The following is a 14,830-nucleotide window of genomic DNA, read 5'->3' as shown; positions in this document are numbered from 1 at the left end:
CTTCTCGCCTGGTCGGCGGGGTCGCGGCGGGCGCTCACACGCGCTCACCCTTCCCGGGGCCCTCGCCGCGCAGCCGCGCGCGGGCGAGCACCAGCTGCGCGGCTATGGCGAGCGCAATCTCGGCCGGGGTGGCGGCGCCGATGGCGAGGCCAATCGGCATGTGCACGCGCCCGAGCCGGCCCGGGTCCACGCCGGCCGCAGCCAGGCCCTCGCGGGAGCGCTCCGACTTGCGGGCGCTCCCCACGCAGCCCACGTAGGCGGGCTCGTCCTCCCGCGTGAGCACGTCCCGGAGGACGAGCTCGTCGGCCGCGTGACCGTGGGTGAGCACCACCACGAAGTCGCGCGGCCCTATGCCGGCGGCGGGCGCTAGCTCTTCAAACGGACCGCAGGTCACCGAGGCTGCCGCAGGCAGCAGTTCGGGACGGGCAAGCTCCGGGCGGTCGTCGTAGACGTGCACCTCAAAGCCCACGGCCGCCGCGGCGGGCACGAGCGCCGCGCCCACGTGGCCCGCGCCGAAGACGTGAAGCCGCGCCGGGGCGCAGGCGAGCTCGCGGTACGTCGCGCGTGCCTCGTCCCAGCCCGGGCGGAGCGCGTGAGGGGTGCTCGGGACCGGCGCCGCGGAGAGCGTCGGCGCGGCCGGGTCGGCCCAGCCCTCCTCCACCAGCGCGCGACCGCCGGTGGCAAGGGTCGTCGCGAGCTCCCGCAGGGCCGCGGCGTCCCCGGGCGTCAGCAGGCGCACGGCGAGCAGGGCGTCGCCCCCGCAGGCCATGTCGTTTCTGCCGCTTGAGACCCACTCGAGCGAGGACGGCGCGCCGGCGAGCACGGCCTCCGCACGCCGGGTGGCCACGAGCTCAAGCGCGCCGCCGCCCACAGTCCCCAGCCGGCGGCCGTCCGCGAGCACGGCCAGGCGCGCGCCCGCGCCGCGCGGCATCGAGCCGCTAGTGGCAAGCAGGCTCGCCAGCGCCACGCCGCGCCCGGCCTCGAGCTCGGCGACGAGCGCGCCGACGAAGGCCGGGTCGGAGAGGGAGTCACCGAGCGCGAGGCTCTTCTCGCCCGCGGGGCCTTCCTTGCCCGCGGGACCCTTCCCGTCGCAGGCGCTCTTGCCGGCGCCCCTCTCGCCAGCAATCTCCCCGCCAGCGTCCTTCTCGCCAGCAATCTCCCCGCCAGCGTCCTTCTCGCCAGCAATCTCCCCGCCAGCGTCCTTCTCGCCGTCGGACCGCGAGTACGAGGCTCCGCCCGCACCAGCACGGCCGCCGTCCCACCCCTGCGAGAGCGCGAGGATTGCCTCCAGGACGCCGCCGCCCACGGCCGACGCCTTGTCCGAGACGGTCCGGATGTACTCCGGGTGGCAGCGCGGGTCCACGTCCCCGCACTTCATGCCGACCGTCACCTGGACGCCGGCCTGGAGCAGGCCGCGCACCACTCCGTCGATCGTGGCGCGCATGGGCTCGCCGGCCACCCGCGCGCAGACGTCCCCGGCGCGCACCTCGTCGCCGATCTCCGCGCACGGCTCAAAGGCGCCCGCGGCCGGGGCGCGCATCACGCGCTCGCCCGCGTAGCCGCCGATGAGCCCGGGCACCGCGGTGTTGGGCAGCGGCGAGCCCTCGTAGTAGACGCGCCCCAGGTAGTGGCCGCGCATCGTCTCCACCGCGGCGTCGCAGTCGACCTTCGCCGTGAACCCCGGGCCCACGCCCACGACCACGGGCGCCATGTCTCGCCGCGTCCCGAGGTTGCGCTTGGCCAGGATCGCGTCGACGAGCACGTCCGGCGCGAGCTCGGGGACGCTCGCCGCCTCCGGGTCCACGAGCACGGCCACCTCCCCGGCCTGCACGGCCGCGCGCGCGGCGGCCACGTCCGCGCAGAGCACGCCGCGCACGCCCTCGACCTCCGTCGCGCCCAGGCGGATGGCCTCGGAGAAGCAGACGGTCCGTCGGATCGAGGTGGGAACGGGCAGGTCGCACATCACCACCTGCATGCCCGCGCGGTGCAGGCGCAGCGCGACGCCCGTGGCGATGTCCCCGGCGCCCCTAATCTCAACCAGCATGCGTCCTCCCCTGCTGTCTGCCCCGCCCGCCCGGCGTGACGGGGCGGCGCGACGTCATCCCTCACGCACCGCCCACACGCGCAGCCCACACGCACCGCCCGCACGCACCGGTCACATAAGCTGGTCACATTGCGTTATATTTTTAAAACTATAACGTGTGCCAGCACATAAAGTCACTTTTTCAGTATAGCTCACAAAAAGTTAGTTCACGACACGCCGGCGAGAAGCCCCGCGAGCGGCAGATGGCGACCCCCAAGCGGCCTGGCGGCGCCGTTCCCGTCCCTGCGCCAGGGTACGTACACCCCGCTTTAGGGTACGCACACTCCCCGACGTCCTTCTCGCCGGGCCGCCCGACGTTTCCGCAGGTAGACGAGTTGGCGAGAAGGACGTCGGGGCTGCGGCGGTGTACGTACCCTCGGGGCGGGTGTACGTACCCTCGGGGCGGGTGTACGTACCCTCGGGGCGGGTGTACGTACCCTCGTGGGGCGGCCCGCGCCCGCCCGCAAAGCGGCCGCGCGCCCCCCGCTAACCCGCGGCGATCTCCCGGACCGCTGCAACCGCCACGTCGACCTCCTCCTCGGTGGTGAACCAGGACGTGCTCAGGCGCACGACGCCCCGCCGCTCCGTCCCGAGCGCGCGGTGCATGAGCGGCGCGCAGTGGGCGCCCGCCCGGCAGGCGACGCCCCATCCCTCGGCCAGCGCGTCGGCCGCCTCGGCAGATCCCATGCCGTCCACGTTGAGTGCCACGATGCTGCCGCAGCGCTCCGGCGCCACCGGCCAGCCGCCGTAGACCGTCACGCCGGGCACGTCCCGCACGCCCTCGTAGAGCCGCGCCGCCAGCGCATGCTCGCGCGCACCCACCACGGCGACGCCGCCCTGCGCCTCGATGAAGCCCACGCCGGCGAGAAGCCCCGCGAGGCCGTGCGCGTTGAGCGTCCCCGCCTCGAGCCGCGTCGGCCACTCGGGTGGTTGGCGCCGCGCAAACGAGTGCACCCCGGAGCCGCCCTCGGCCCACGGGCGCACGTCGACGCCCTCGGCCACGGCCATCCCGCCCGTGCCCTGCGGCCCCATGAGGCCCTTGTGCCCGGTGAAGCAGACCACGTCAAGGCCCATTGCCGCCATGTCAAGCGGCACGGAGCCGGCCGTCTGCGACGCGTCCACCACGCAGAGCGCGCCCGCCGCGTGCGCCACCTCCGCCACGCGCGCCACGTCCACGAGGTTGCCCGTCACGTTGGAGGCGTGCGTCACCACCACCGCCCGCGTGCCGGGCGTCACGAGGCTCTCCAGCGCGGGCAGGTCGAGGAACCCGTGCGCGCCGGCCGGGGCGTACGCCACCGTGACACCCCGCTCGTCGGCCAGGCGCGCGAGCGGGCGCAGGACGGAGTTGTGCTCCAGCACCGTGGTCACCACGCGCTCGCCCGGGCCGACCAGGCCGGAGATCGCGGCGTTCAGCGCCGCGGTCGAGTTGGCCGCAAAGCACACGTGGTCGACGCGCGGGCAGCCCAGCAGGCGCGCCACCGCCTCGCGGCAGCGCCAGACCACGCGGCCGGCGTCGAGCGCTCCCGCGGACGCGCCGCGACCGGCGTTGCCGAGCGACCCAAGCGCCGCCGTCACGGCGTCGACCACCTCCTGCGGCTTGCGCAGCGTGGTTGCGGCGTTGTCAAGGTAGATCATCGGCCTCACGTCCTTCTCGCCGGACGACGGGGCGACGGCGTGCCCGTCCGCCCCCTGGGCTACCGGACAAACTCCAGCAGCTCCACCACGGACCAGCCCTCCACCGGGACGTCGTCGGCCTCAAGCGCCGCTGCCAGCTCGTCGCGTGCGGCCGGCGCCGCCTTCCACGCGAGCCCGCAGCCCGCGGAGACCTCCCCCGGCAGCGGGATCATCCGACCGGGCAGGCCGCGGCGCCGGCAGCACTCCTCGCACGCCATCGCGGCCGCCGTGGTGGGAAAGCTCACCACGAGCGAGGGCACCCGCACGCGGGCCATGCGCTACGGCCTCACCACGAGGCTCGCGCGCGTGAGGCGCTCGGCGATCACGTACATGTTGGTGACCTCGCCCACGGCCAGCTGATCGGCGATGCCGTAGTGGTCGAGGCAGGTGCCGCAGGTGAGCACCTCCACGCCGGACTCGGCAAGGCCGCGCAGGTCCTCCAGGGCCGGCGAGCCCTCGCAGCTCAGGTGCGCGCCGCCGTTGTAGAGCAGCACGCACGCCGGCAGCTCGTCGAGCTGCGTGAGGGAGTAGACGAAGCTCCCCATGAGCTTGCGGCCGAGCACGTCGTCGCCGGTGCCCATGGTCTCGGCCGTGATGGCCACGACCACGTTGCGCGGGGCCGGGGCCGGGGCGGCGCCCGCCACCGGCACGTCACAGGTCACGGCCTCCGGCTCGCCCGACGCCACGGCCACGGCCACGTCCGCGGTCACGGTGACGCGCCACTCCTTCTCACCGGTGCGCTCCGAGCTCACCGAGCAGCCCTTGCCCTCCCCCATGCGGGTGAGGTTCTGGACCGCGATCTCGTTGTCGACGATCGTCTCCACCGAGCCCGGCCCCGCCAGCGCGCCGAGCGCCTTGAGCGTCCGGACTACCGGGATGGGGCACGCCTCACCGCGCGCGTCGATCGTGAGCAGCGTCTCTGCCATATCCTGCCTCCCTCTGTGTCGCCGCGCCGCACGCGGCATGCAAAAAGTTTGCTTGTCAAACAAATCGTCATGAGCCGTCTCACATGGTAGCGAACCGTTATAGTTTTGAAACTGCAAGGCCCCCGAACGGTAGGTTGGCATCGAGGAGGAGCGGCATGGGGACGGCACGGCTTCTGCACGTGACGCGCGGCGTGACCGCGGTGGTCGGCAGCGGCGGGAAGACGACGCTGCTGGCGACGCTCGCGCGTGAGCTGCCGGGCACCGTCGTGCTGACCACGACGACGCACATCCTGCCCTTTGCCGGCGTGAGGACGCTGCTGGACCCGAGCCCAGACGAGGTCGCAAGCGCGCTGGAACGCGAGCGCTTCGTCTGCGTGGGCGGACGCGCCGGCGAGAAGGACCACAAGCTCGTGGCGCCCGCCTGCGGCGTGGAGGCGCTCGCGGCACGTGCGGACTACGTGCTTGTGGAGGCCGACGGCGCGCGGCGCCTGCCCCTCAAGGCGCACGCGAGCTGGGAGCCCGTGGTGCCGGCGGGCGCGACGCAGACCGTGCTCGTGGTGGGCGCGGGCGGCCTCGGCTCCCCCGTGCGCGAGGCGGTCCATCGCCCGGAGATCTTCTGCGAGCTTGCGGGGTGCGCGGCGGAGGATCCCGCGACGCCCGAGCTCGTGGCGCGCGTGCTGCGCGCGGAGGGCCTGGCCACGCGCGTGCTCGTGAACCAGGCGGACACGCCCGCGCTTCTCGCCGCCGCGGGGTCGCTGGCGGGCGGCCTCGACGTCCCCGTCGTCGCGGGGAGCCTGCGCGCCGGCCGGCTCACGGAGCTGCGGGGCTGACGCGAGGCGTCGGTTCGGCGGGCGGTGCGCGGCCGGCCTGCGGGTACGTACACCCCCTCTTCAGGGTACGTACATCCCCGTTTAGGGTACGTACACTCCCCGACGTCCTTCTCGCCGTGTCGCCTAGCGTTTCCGCAGGTAGATGAGGTTGCGAGAAGTACGTTGGGGTCGCCACAGGGTACGTACCCTGTGGCGGGGTGTACGTACCCTGCAGGGAGGTGTACGTACCCTACGGCACAAGCGGCACGGGGGGCGGCACGCACGCGCGTGCCGCCCCGCAGCCGGGCTCCGACAGCCCAAAAGCCCGCCGCAACCGAAACGCAACCGCACGTTGCGCGAAAAGTGCTGTTCGCAACCGGCGCGGCACCCCTATGGTTTACGTAGACGGGCAGAGAGGAAAGGGGTCAAGATGATATGGGGCTTTGGACCGTTCGAGTTCTTCGTGGTCGTACTTCCAATGCTGCTCATCCGCCTGATACCGTGGGTCCTCTTTGTGGTGGTGTGCGTCCTCGCCATCCGCTGGTTCATCCGGCAAGACCGCCCGCGCAAGGACCCGGAGTCGGTGGCGGTGCGCCGGTCGCTCGCCGAGGTGCTGCGGTCGCATCGCGAGCGCTGCAAGATGACGCAGGAGTTCGTTGCCGAGAAGATCGGCGTGAGCCGCCAGGCCGTCTCAAAGTGGGAGTCCGGCGCGTCGGAGCCGAGCACCACCAACCTCATCAAGGTGGCCCGCCTCTACAACGTGGACCCCGCTGACCTCCTCCGCGAGGTCGAGGGCTAGTGAGCCGGAAGACCACTCACCCGCCTTCCGGTCAAAGACCCTGCGGATCGACACGCGAGGCCCCCGGATTGCTAAGCAGAGGTTCCGCAAAGCGCACCTCTGCGTGCAATCCGGGGGCCTTCCCGCGCGCAAGACCTGCCTACAGGTAGGCCACCGCCTTGATCTCGACCTTGCCGCCCTTGGGCAGCGCGGCCACCTCGAACGCGGCGCGCGAGGGGTAGGGCTCCTCGAAGAACTCCGCATAGACCTCGTTCACGGCGCCGAAGTCCGCGATGTCGTCCAGGAGCACCGTGACCTCGGCGACGTCGGCCATCGTGGCGCCGGCCGCCTCGAGGATGCTCCGAACGTTGGTCAGGCTCTGGCGCGCCTGGGACACGGCGTCGTCGCCCGCGAACTCGCCGGTCGACGGCACGACGCCGAGCTGACCGGACACGTGGATGGCCTTGGTTCCCGTTGCCACCGCCCCGGCCGAGTAGGGGCCGAGCGCCGCGGGCGCCTTGTCGGTGACGATTGCCTCGATTGCCATGTTCTCCTCCTTCTTCCATGAGACAAGGGGGACAGGTTCCTTTGTCTCATTTCTTTTTTTAATGAGACAAAGGAACCTGTCCCCCTTGTCTCACCACCGCCTATCTTGCCACGTATTGGCCGGGCGTGGCACCTGTCGGCTCGCCGTCGCGGGCAACGAGCTCCCCGCCCACGTAGACCAGGTGCGCGCGGCCGTGGGCCTCGAAGCCCTCCCACGGCGTGTAGTCCACGTTCTGATGCTGCGTCGCCGCCGAGATCACCCAGCGCGCCGAGGGATCCCACACGCAGACGTCGGCCGCCGCGCCCACCGCAAGGCGCCCGCGCTCCGGCCACAGGCCGAAGACGCGCGCCGGCCCCTCGCTCATGAGCCTGCAGAGCTCGCGCGGACCGAGCTCCCCGGCAAACGTGGTCGCCACCACGGCCGGGCGGTGCTCGATGCCGGGCCCGCCGTTGGGGATCTTGGTGAAGTCGCCGCCCAGCTCCGGCTTGCCGCGCTCCTTCTGCCCCGCGAGGTTGAACGAGCAGTGGTCAGTGGCGATGGAGTCAACCTCGCCGGAGAGCACCGCGCCGCGCAGCGCCCGCACGTCGGAGGCGGCGCGCAGCGGCGGGCTCATCACGTACTTGGCGCCGGCGAAGCCGTCCTCGCCCCCCTCCAGGTAGCGCGTCTCGTCGAGCGTGAGGTACTGCGGGCACGTCTCCACGAAGACGCCCCGCTGCCCCCGTGCCCGGGCCGCCCGCACGGCGAGAAGCCCCAGCTCGGTGGACAGGTGCACCACGTTCACGCGCGCCCCGGCGATCTGGGCCAGGTAGAGCAGCCGGCTCACGGCGTCCGCCTCGGCCTCGGCGGGCCGGGAGAGCGGGTGCCCCTCCGGGCCCGTGACGCCCCGCTCCAGCACCTGGCGCTGGAGCTCGTTCACCACGTCGCCGTTCTCGCAGTGCACGCAGAGCACGGCGTCGAGGTCGCGCACCGTCTCGAGGCAGCGCAGCGTCTCCGCGTCCGTCAGGCGCAGGTGGTCGTAGGCAAGGTAGGTCTTGAACGAGCTCACGCCCGCCTCGCGCATGCGGCGCATCTGCTCGGCCGAGTCGTCGCCCCACTCGGAGATGGCCATGTGGAAGCCGTAGTTGGCGGTGCAGCCCGCCCCGCTCTCGGCGCGGCGGTGCCACTCGGCCAGGGCCTCGTCCATCGTCACGCCGCGGTCGGCGGTGGCGTAGTCCACCACGCACGTGGTGCCACCGCAGGCGGCGGCGCGCGTGCCCGTCTCGAAGCTGTCGGCGGTCCAGTCCATGCCCGTCCAGCACTGCAGATGCGTGTGGGCGTCGATGAAGCCGGGGAAGACCCAGCAGCCGCGCACGTCCTCCACCTCGTCGCCCGGGCCAGGCTCTATGTGGGCCGCCAGGCCTGCGATCCTCCCGCCGTCCAGCGCGAGGTCGCCTCGGCGCAGGCCCTCCGGCGTGACGAGCGTACCCCCTGCAAGAATCCTCACTTGGACCCTCCCTTCTCCGTCAGGGCGTCCTCCATGCGCGCGAGGTCGTCCGGCGTGTCAACGTCCGCAAGCTCCCATTCGTCGGCGGCCTCCACCAGCCGCACGCGCCTCCCCAGCTCGGCGTGGCCGGAGAGGAGCTTCGTGCCGCCGTCGTCCCCGGTAAGCCCCGCCAGCGCCGGCAGCTCGTCGGCCGGCCAGAGCACGGGGCTTCCCGGCCTCCCGTGCCAGGCAAGGCGCACGATGGCGCGCGGGCTGCGCGTGAGCTCGGACGCCAGCGTACGCACGCTCTTCTCGGCGAGAAGGGCCTGGTCGCCGGGGACGAAGAGGCACCCCGCACGCTCGCCGAGGGCGGCGAGGCCGGCGCGCACCGTGTCGCTCTTGAGCGGACCACCAGGGGCCACGCAGCGCACCCCGAGGCGCCCGCAGAGCGCCGCCACGTCGGCGTGCCCGCTCACCACCACCACGTCGAGCAGGTCGGCCGGCAGCGCAGAGAGCGTCCGCTCCAGCACCGGTACGCCCGCCAGGGACGCCGTGAGCTTCTCGCCGGGGGCTCCCCCAAAGCGCGCGGCCGCGCCGGACGCCATGACCACGCAGCCCAGGCGCCGCACGCCGGCGAAGCCCGCGAAGCACGTGGCGTAGGCCGAGGCCAGAGCGTCCTCGCTCGTGCGCTCGAAGGAGCGGTAGCGCTCCACGAGCTCGCGCGCCTCCGCCGTGAGGCGGGAGCCGCCGCCGCCCGCGCCGCCCACCGTGCGCTCCGTGAGCGGGAAGCCGAAGGCCTCCTCGGCCTCGCGCACGATCCGTGTGGCCTTGGTGTAGGCCATGCCCATGCTGATGGCGGCGGCGCGCAGGCTGCCCAGCTCGCCGACGCGCTCCAGCAGGTCGGCGGGGCCGGGCCCGAAGACCCGGCTCCCGCCGTCGCTCAAAACGTATGCCCTGAGGTCAGGACGCATGAGGTAGGTCGCTCCCCTCTCAAGAGACGCCCGCGGCCCGCGCCGCGTGAGGCCGTTCCAGCCGCAGGCCCGCGCCGCGCGGGGCCGTTCCAGCCAACGGACGGCCATGGGGCCACCCCGTCGCCAGGCAGCCCGTCGCCAGGCCACCCCGTCGCGGGCCGCGGGTCCTTCTCGCTAACCGCGAACGATGGTACCCGTCTTGCCGGCGATGCCGTCGCTCGCCCGCTCAAGGAGCGTGATGAGCGAGGAGCGGCCCGGCGCGGACTGCGCGAACGCCAGCGCGGCCTGGACCTTGGGGAGCATCGAGCCGGGAGCGAACTGCCCCTCGGAGATGTAGCGCTCCGCGGTCTCGGGCGTGAGCTCGTCGAGCCACTGCTGGTCGGGCTTGCCAAAGTTGACCGCGACCTTCTCGACCGCCGTGAGGATCACGAGGAAGTCGGCGTCGAGCTGCTCGGCGAGCTTGGCCGCGGCGAAGTCCTTGTCGATGACGGCCGCGGCACCCTTGAGGTGGTTTCCCTCGGTCTTGAATACGGGGATGCCGCCGCCCCCGCAGGCAACGACCACGTGGTTGGTCTCAACGAGCGAGCGGATGGTGTCAAGCTCCACGATGCCGACCGGCTTGGGCGAGGCCACCACGCGCCTGAAACCGCGCCCGGCGTCCTCGACCACGTCGTAGCCGCGCTCGGCGATCATGCGGTCGGCCTCCTCGCGCGTCATGAAGGCGCCGATGGGCTTGGTGGGGTTGGCGAAGGCCGGGTCGTCCGGGTCCACCTCCACCTGGGTGAGCACCGTGGCCGCGCCCTTCTCGATGCCTCGGTCGAGCATCTCCTCGCGCAGCGCGTTCTGCAGGTCGTAGCCGATGTAGCCCTGGCTCATGGCCACGCAGACGGAGAGCGGGCACGGGATGTACTTCTCGGGGTTGGAGCGCGTGAGCTGGGTCATGGCCTCCTGGATCATGCCCACCTGCGGGCCGTTGCCGTGGGCCACCACGACCTCGTTGCCCTGCTCGATGAGGTCCACGATGGCGCGGGCGGTGTGCTTGACCGCCTCCATCTGCTCGGGCAGGTTCTTGCCGAGCGCGTTGCCACCAAGCGCGATGACGATTCTCTTTGACATTTTATATTGCTCCTTATGCGGATAAGGGCTTGGCGAGAAGAACCTCTAACGGCGGGGCCGCCGGGCAGTCGGCGCGCGACTTCTGCGCGCAGCGCAGTGAGCGCGCGACTGACCCGGCGGCCCCCAGGTTGCTAGCGGTTGGCTACGCCTGGTTCCAGCGGGGCTTGGCGGCGGACTCGAGGGCGCGCAGGGTGGCCACCGGGTCCTTGACCTTCTGCAGGAAGATCATCGCGGCGATGGCGTAGGGCTTGTAGCTGGCCTCCTTGTACATGCCCACGCGGTGCATGTCAAAGACGTCGGCCATGACCTCGCCGTGCTCGCAGGAGACGCCGGAGATGTCGGCGGGCAGCGGGTGCATGTAGATCGTGTCGTCGCCGTTGGCCGTCTTCGCCATGAGCTCGCGGGTGGAGCACCAGTCCTTGTGTGTGGCGTTCTGGGCCAGGAGCTCCTTCTCCAGGGCCTTGATGCCCTCGTCGTCGCCGGCTGCGTAGAGCTTGGTGCGCTGCTCCATGGCCGCGTAGGGGGCCCAGCTCTTGGGGATGACGATGTCGGCGCCCTCGAAGGCCTCCTCCATCGTGTTGACCTGGCGGAAGGTGCAGCCGGACTCGGCGGCGTAGGCGCGGGCGGCGTCCACGCGGTCGCCCATGAGGTCGTAGCCCTCGGGGTGGGCGAGCGTCACGTCCATGCCGAAGCGCGGCAGCAGCGAGATGAGCGACTGCGGGCAGGAGAGCGGCTTGCCGTAGGAGGGCGAGTACGCCCAGGTCACGGCGACCTTCTTGCCGCGCAGGTTCTCCAGGCCGCCGAACTCCTCGATGAGGTAGAGCATGTCGGCAGAGGACTGCGTGGGGTGGTCGGAGTCGGACTGCAGCGAGATGAGCGTCGGGCGGTGGTCGAGCACGCCGTCGGCGTAGGCCTCGGCCACGGACTCGGCGACCTCGGCCATGTAGGCGTCGCCGGCGCCGATGTACATGTCGTCGCGGATGCCGATGACGTCGGCCATGAAGGAGATCATCGTGGCGGTCTCGCGGACGGTCTCGCCGTGGGCGATCTGGGACTTCTTCTCGTCGAGGTCCTGGAGCTGGAGGCCCAGGAGGTTGGTGGCCTTGGAGAACGAGAAGCGCGTGCGCGTGGAGTTGTCGCGGAACAGGCTCACGGCCAGGCCGGAGTCGAAGATGCGCGGGCTGACGTTGCGCTCGCGCAGGTTACGCAGGGCCGCGGCCACAACGTAGAGGGCGCGCAGCTCGTCGGTGGTCTTGTCCCAGGTGTGCAGGAAGTCGGAGTCGTACATGCCGGAGAAGTCGTAGCCGGCCAGCTCGTCGAGAAGGGCGGAGAAGTCCTTGGCCATCGTGGTTCCTTTCTTCGTGAGACAAAGGGGACAGGTTCTTTTGTCTCATCCCCTGTCAGTCCTTCGGAGGTTTCCGGCGGCCGTGAGACCGATGAGACAAAAGAACCTGTCCCCTTTGTCTCTTTGTCTCCGGCCACCGGGTGCGCTACTGGATGTCGTTGTCGGTGGCGCCGGCGCGGAAGACGGTGACGTCACCGGTCTTCTTGGACGGGTCGTAGAGGTTGAGCGCGGCCACGTAGAGCGCGGCGCAGGTCACGAGGTCCTGCTTGTAGGTGACCTCGTTGGGCGCGTGCGCCTGGCTCTCGGCGCCGGGGCCGAAGCCCACGCACGGGATGCCGTAACGGCCCTGGATGGAGACGCAGTTGGTCGAGAAGGTCCACTTGTCGGTCAGCGGACGCCCCTCGCGCTTGTCCATGGACGCGGCGCAGCCGATGCGCTTCTCGCCGAAGAGGGCGTGGTGCGCGTCGACGAGCGCCTGGACGTGCGCCGCGCTCTCAGCGTTGATCCACGTGGGGAAGTAGGCCTCGGTCTCGTAGACGGTGCCCTTCCAGCTGGGCCGGTCGTACATGTACATGGAGACCTTGACGTCGTCGCCGTACTTCTTGACGGCAGGCAGGTCGCGGATCTCCTGGAGGCAGGAGTCCCAGGTCTCGCCGGCGGTCATGCGGCGGTCGATGGAGATCGCGCAGGAGTCGGCCACGGCGCAGCGGCTCGGGCTGGTGTAGAAGACCTGGCTGACGGTGCAGGTGCCGCGCCCCAGGAAGCGGGCGTCCTCGTAGTGCTCGGGGTTGTACTTGGGGTCGAGCATCTTGACGAGGCCCTTGATGGAGGTGGACTCGTCGCAGCCGTTGTTGTTGAGGGCGCGGACGTCGGCGATGATGTCGGCCATCTTGTAGATGGCGTTGTCGCCGCGGTCGGGCGCGGAGCCGTGGCAGGAGACGCCGTGGACGTCCACGCGGATCTCCATGCGGCCGCGGTGCCCGCGGTAGATGCCGCCGTCGGTGGGCTCGGTGGAGATCACGAACTCGATCTTCTCGCGCGCGTCCTCGGGGCCGTCGAAGTACTTGTTGACGATGTACTGCCAGCACATGCCGTCGCAGTCCTCCTCCTGGACCGACCCGACGACCATGATCTTGTAGCCCTCGGGGATGAGGCCCAGGTCCTTCATCATCTTGGCTGCGTAGGTGGCGCTGGCCATGCCGCCCTCCTGGTCGGAGCCGCCGCGGCCGTAGATGAGCTCGTCGGTCTCGTAGCCCTCGTAGGGGTCGGCCTCCCAGTTGTCGCGGTTGCCGATGCCCACGGTGTCGATGTGGGAGTCGATGGCGATGATCTTGTCGCCCTCGCCCATCCAGCCGATGACGTTGCCCAGGCCGTCGACCTCGACCTTGTCAAAGCCGAGCTTCTCCATCTCGGCCTTGATGCAGGCCACGACCTCGCCCTCCTCGCAGGACTCCGACGGGTGGGAGATCATGGCGCGCAGGAACGCGGTCATGTCCTTACCGTACGCGGCGGCCGCGCTCTTGATCTCGTCGAAGTTCAGTTCCTTGGCCATGCTCATCATCCTCTCTGTGGGAAGGGGACCGTCTCTCCCCGTCCTCAAACAAATCCCGACTCTCGTGGAGGCGACGTGGGCCGCCCCCGGCTTGCGGCCTACTTTGCCCAGGCACCGTCCCAGACGATCTGCGCGTAGCGCTCCGGGTCGGTGTCGCCCTCTGTGGAGAAGAGCAGGACCTGGCTGCTCCCGTCCAGCTCGAGCGCCTCGCGGAGCTCGGCGTAGGCGGAGTCGCTCATGATTGCGTCGATGACGCCCATGCCGACCGCGCCGGACTCGCCGGAGGTGACCGACGGATCCCCCTTGACCGGCGCGGCCAGGCGCCGCATGCCGTTGGCGGCCACCCAGTCCGGGCAGGACAGGAAGGCGTCGGCGTGGTTGCGCAGGATGTCCCAGCCGATGGTGTTGGGCTCGCCGCACGCGAGGCCCGCCATGATGGTCTTGAGGTCGCCGCCAACCACGCGCGGGTTGCCGTCGGCGGCCTTGGCGCCCTGGTAGAGGCAGTCGGCCGCGGCGGCCTCCATGATCACGAACTTGGGCGGGCACGTGGGGAAGAGGTTGGCGAAGAAGCCCACCATCGAGCTTGCGAGCGAGCCGACGCCCGCCTGGACGAAGACGTGCGTAGGGCGGTTGACCTCCAGGGTGCGCAGCTGCTCGGCGGCCTCGGCGGCCATGGTGCCGTAGCCCTGCATAATCCAGGAGGGAATCTCCTCGTAGCCCTCCCAGGCGGTGTCCTGCACCACGACGCCGTGCTCGGTCTGGGCGGCCTCGGCCGCTGCCATGCGCACGCAGTCGTCGTAGTTGACCTCCTCGATGGTGACCTCGGCGCCCTCCCGCGCGATGTTGTCAAAGCGGGTCTTGGTGGAGCCTTTCGGCATGTGGACCACGGCGCGCTGGTGCAGCTTGTTTGCCGCCCACGCCACGCCGCGGCCGTGGTTGCCGTCCGTGGCGGTGAAGAAGGTTGCCTGGCCGAAGTCCTCGCGGAACTGGTCAGAGGTGAGGTAGTCGTAGGTCATCTCGGAGACGTCGCGGCCCATCTCCTGGGCGATGTAGCGCGCCATGGCGAAGGAGCCGCCCAGGACCTTGAACGCGTTGAGGCCGAAGCGGTAGCTCTCGTCCTTCACGTAAAGCCCGCCGAGGCCCAGGCGCGCCGCCATGCCGTCGAGCTTGGCGAGCGGCGTGACGCCGTACTGCGGGAAGGTGCGGTGGAAGGCCTTGGCCTTCTCGACGTTCTCGAGGGCCATCACCACCAGCTGCGCGTCGTCGCTTCCGGGCATCCGATTGAGGACCCACTCGATCTTCTCGCTCACGCTTCCTCCTTGCCTCGCGGACCTGAGTCCCGTACCTTCGCCGTCTCCCGCGCCCGCGCGGCCCCCGTCCCGCACCTGCGCGCCCTGCGTCCAACTTTTTGTCTGATTACCAAACAGAAAGTTTGTTAGTGCATATGTTGGCATATTTCAAGGGGGTTTTGGCGAGTATTTTCAATACCCGGCAAACGTCACGTTTGGGCCCGCGAGCGGTCGGCGAGAAGGACTCTGAGGGAGGGCAGGAACGCGGGGGACGGGGG

General features: G+C 70.8%; 13 protein-coding genes. 2 read left to right on the top strand and 11 right to left on the bottom strand.

Features of this window, described 5'->3' with window-relative positions; translation table 11 throughout:
• Positions 1-34 precede the first annotated feature (34 nt).
• The 4 genes from yqeB to yedF all read right to left on the bottom strand — a co-directional run bounded on the left by yqeB (position 35) and on the right by yedF (position 4,683).
• Positions 35-2,044, bottom strand: coding sequence for a selenium-dependent molybdenum cofactor biosynthesis protein YqeB (gene yqeB, locus H9X80_RS08835; protein ID WP_204793982.1), 2,010 nt, complete (start codon positions 2,042-2,044; stop codon positions 35-37).
• Positions 2,045-2,569: 525 nt separating this feature from the next.
• Positions 2,570-3,718: an aminotransferase class V-fold PLP-dependent enzyme gene (locus H9X80_RS08830; protein ID WP_204793981.1), complete on the bottom strand. Its 1,149-nt coding sequence runs from the start codon at positions 3,716-3,718 to the stop codon at positions 2,570-2,572.
• Positions 3,719-3,777: 59 nt separating this feature from the next.
• The gene (locus H9X80_RS08825) at positions 3,778-4,032 is read right to left on the bottom strand and encodes a DUF3343 domain-containing protein (RefSeq protein WP_204793980.1); all 255 of its coding nucleotides are present in this window, start codon (positions 4,030-4,032) and stop codon (positions 3,778-3,780) included.
• Positions 4,033-4,035: 3 nt separating this feature from the next.
• Positions 4,036-4,683 (bottom strand): sulfurtransferase-like selenium metabolism protein YedF, encoded by a 648-nt coding sequence (gene yedF / locus H9X80_RS08820; protein ID WP_204793979.1) that lies wholly within the window; start codon positions 4,681-4,683, stop codon positions 4,036-4,038.
• 155 nt (positions 4,684-4,838) lie between these two features.
• Here yedF and yqeC point away from each other — a divergent pair, with 155 nt between their 5' ends.
• Together yqeC and H9X80_RS08810 are read left to right on the top strand one after the other, a co-directional pair.
• Positions 4,839-5,513, top strand: a complete 675-nt coding sequence (gene yqeC, locus H9X80_RS08815) for a selenium cofactor biosynthesis protein YqeC (protein ID WP_204793978.1) — start codon at positions 4,839-4,841, stop codon at positions 5,511-5,513.
• Between the two features lie 409 nt (positions 5,514-5,922).
• Positions 5,923-6,291 carry a helix-turn-helix domain-containing protein gene (locus tag H9X80_RS08810; protein ID WP_204793977.1) on the top strand — a complete coding sequence of 123 codons (369 nt, stop codon included), beginning with the start codon at positions 5,923-5,925 and terminating at the stop codon, positions 6,289-6,291.
• 139 nt (positions 6,292-6,430) lie between these two features.
• Here H9X80_RS08810 and H9X80_RS08805 read toward each other — a convergent pair whose 3' ends face one another.
• The 7 genes from H9X80_RS08805 to dpaL form a co-directional block, all read right to left on the bottom strand.
• Positions 6,431-6,817 (bottom strand): Rid family detoxifying hydrolase, encoded by a 387-nt coding sequence (locus tag H9X80_RS08805; protein WP_204793976.1) that lies wholly within the window; start codon positions 6,815-6,817, stop codon positions 6,431-6,433.
• Between the two features lie 100 nt (positions 6,818-6,917).
• Positions 6,918-8,300 carry a dihydropyrimidinase gene (hydA, locus tag H9X80_RS08800; RefSeq protein WP_204793975.1) on the bottom strand — a complete coding sequence of 461 codons (1,383 nt, stop codon included), beginning with the start codon at positions 8,298-8,300 and terminating at the stop codon, positions 6,918-6,920.
• Positions 8,297-9,223 carry an NTP transferase domain-containing protein gene (locus tag H9X80_RS08795; RefSeq protein ID WP_239471881.1) on the bottom strand — a complete coding sequence of 309 codons (927 nt, stop codon included), beginning with the start codon at positions 9,221-9,223 and terminating at the stop codon, positions 8,297-8,299. Before H9X80_RS08795 ends, hydA begins: the two co-directional genes overlap by 4 nt.
• Positions 9,224-9,424: 201 nt before the next feature.
• A complete protein-coding gene (gene arcC / locus H9X80_RS08790; protein ID WP_204793973.1) occupies positions 9,425-10,366 on the bottom strand; it encodes a carbamate kinase in 942 nt (313 codons plus the stop codon).
• 142 nt (positions 10,367-10,508) lie between these two features.
• Positions 10,509-11,711, bottom strand: a complete 1,203-nt coding sequence (ygeW, locus tag H9X80_RS08785; protein ID WP_204793972.1) for a knotted carbamoyltransferase YgeW — start codon at positions 11,709-11,711, stop codon at positions 10,509-10,511.
• A gap of 145 nt (positions 11,712-11,856) precedes the next feature.
• The gene (locus H9X80_RS08780; RefSeq protein ID WP_204793971.1) at positions 11,857-13,263 is read right to left on the bottom strand and encodes a YgeY family selenium metabolism-linked hydrolase; all 1,407 of its coding nucleotides are present in this window, start codon (positions 13,261-13,263) and stop codon (positions 11,857-11,859) included.
• A gap of 98 nt (positions 13,264-13,361) precedes the next feature.
• Positions 13,362-14,573, bottom strand: a complete 1,212-nt coding sequence (gene dpaL, locus H9X80_RS08775; protein WP_204793970.1) for a diaminopropionate ammonia-lyase — start codon at positions 14,571-14,573, stop codon at positions 13,362-13,364.
• Positions 14,574-14,830: the final 257 nt, after the last annotated feature.

The sequence above is a fragment of the Olsenella profusa genome (assembly GCF_016900315.1).
Lineage (GTDB): Bacteria > Actinomycetota > Coriobacteriia > Coriobacteriales > Atopobiaceae > Thermophilibacter > Thermophilibacter profusus_A.
The sequence above is the reverse complement of the archived record's forward strand: the minus strand, read 5'-3'. Positions and strand labels throughout refer to the sequence as shown.

Bases quoted from the DNA above. Each gene is read 5' to 3' on its own strand.
- H9X80_RS08825 (WP_204793980.1), bottom strand. From the start codon at position 4,032: ATGGCCCGCGTGCGGGTGCCCTCGCTCGTGGTGAGCTTTCCCACCACG.
- H9X80_RS08810 (WP_204793977.1), top strand. From the start codon at position 5,923: ATGATATGGGGCTTTGGACCGTTCGAGTTCTTCGTGGTCGTACTTCCA.
- H9X80_RS08805 (WP_204793976.1), bottom strand. From the start codon at position 6,817: ATGGCAATCGAGGCAATCGTCACCGACAAGGCGCCCGCGGCGCTCGGC.
- arcC (WP_204793973.1), bottom strand. From the start codon at position 10,366: ATGTCAAAGAGAATCGTCATCGCGCTTGGTGGCAACGCGCTCGGCAAG.
- yqeB (WP_204793982.1), bottom strand. From the start codon at position 2,044: ATGCTGGTTGAGATTAGGGGCGCCGGGGACATCGCCACGGGCGTCGCG.
- H9X80_RS08830 (WP_204793981.1), bottom strand. From the start codon at position 3,718: ATGATCTACCTTGACAACGCCGCAACCACGCTGCGCAAGCCGCAGGAG.
- H9X80_RS08780 (WP_204793971.1), bottom strand. From the start codon at position 13,263: ATGGCCAAGGAACTGAACTTCGACGAGATCAAGAGCGCGGCCGCCGCG.
- yqeC (WP_204793978.1), top strand. From the start codon at position 4,839: ATGGGGACGGCACGGCTTCTGCACGTGACGCGCGGCGTGACCGCGGTG.
- ygeW (WP_204793972.1), bottom strand. From the start codon at position 11,711: ATGGCCAAGGACTTCTCCGCCCTTCTCGACGAGCTGGCCGGCTACGAC.
- yedF (WP_204793979.1), bottom strand. From the start codon at position 4,683: ATGGCAGAGACGCTGCTCACGATCGACGCGCGCGGTGAGGCGTGCCCC.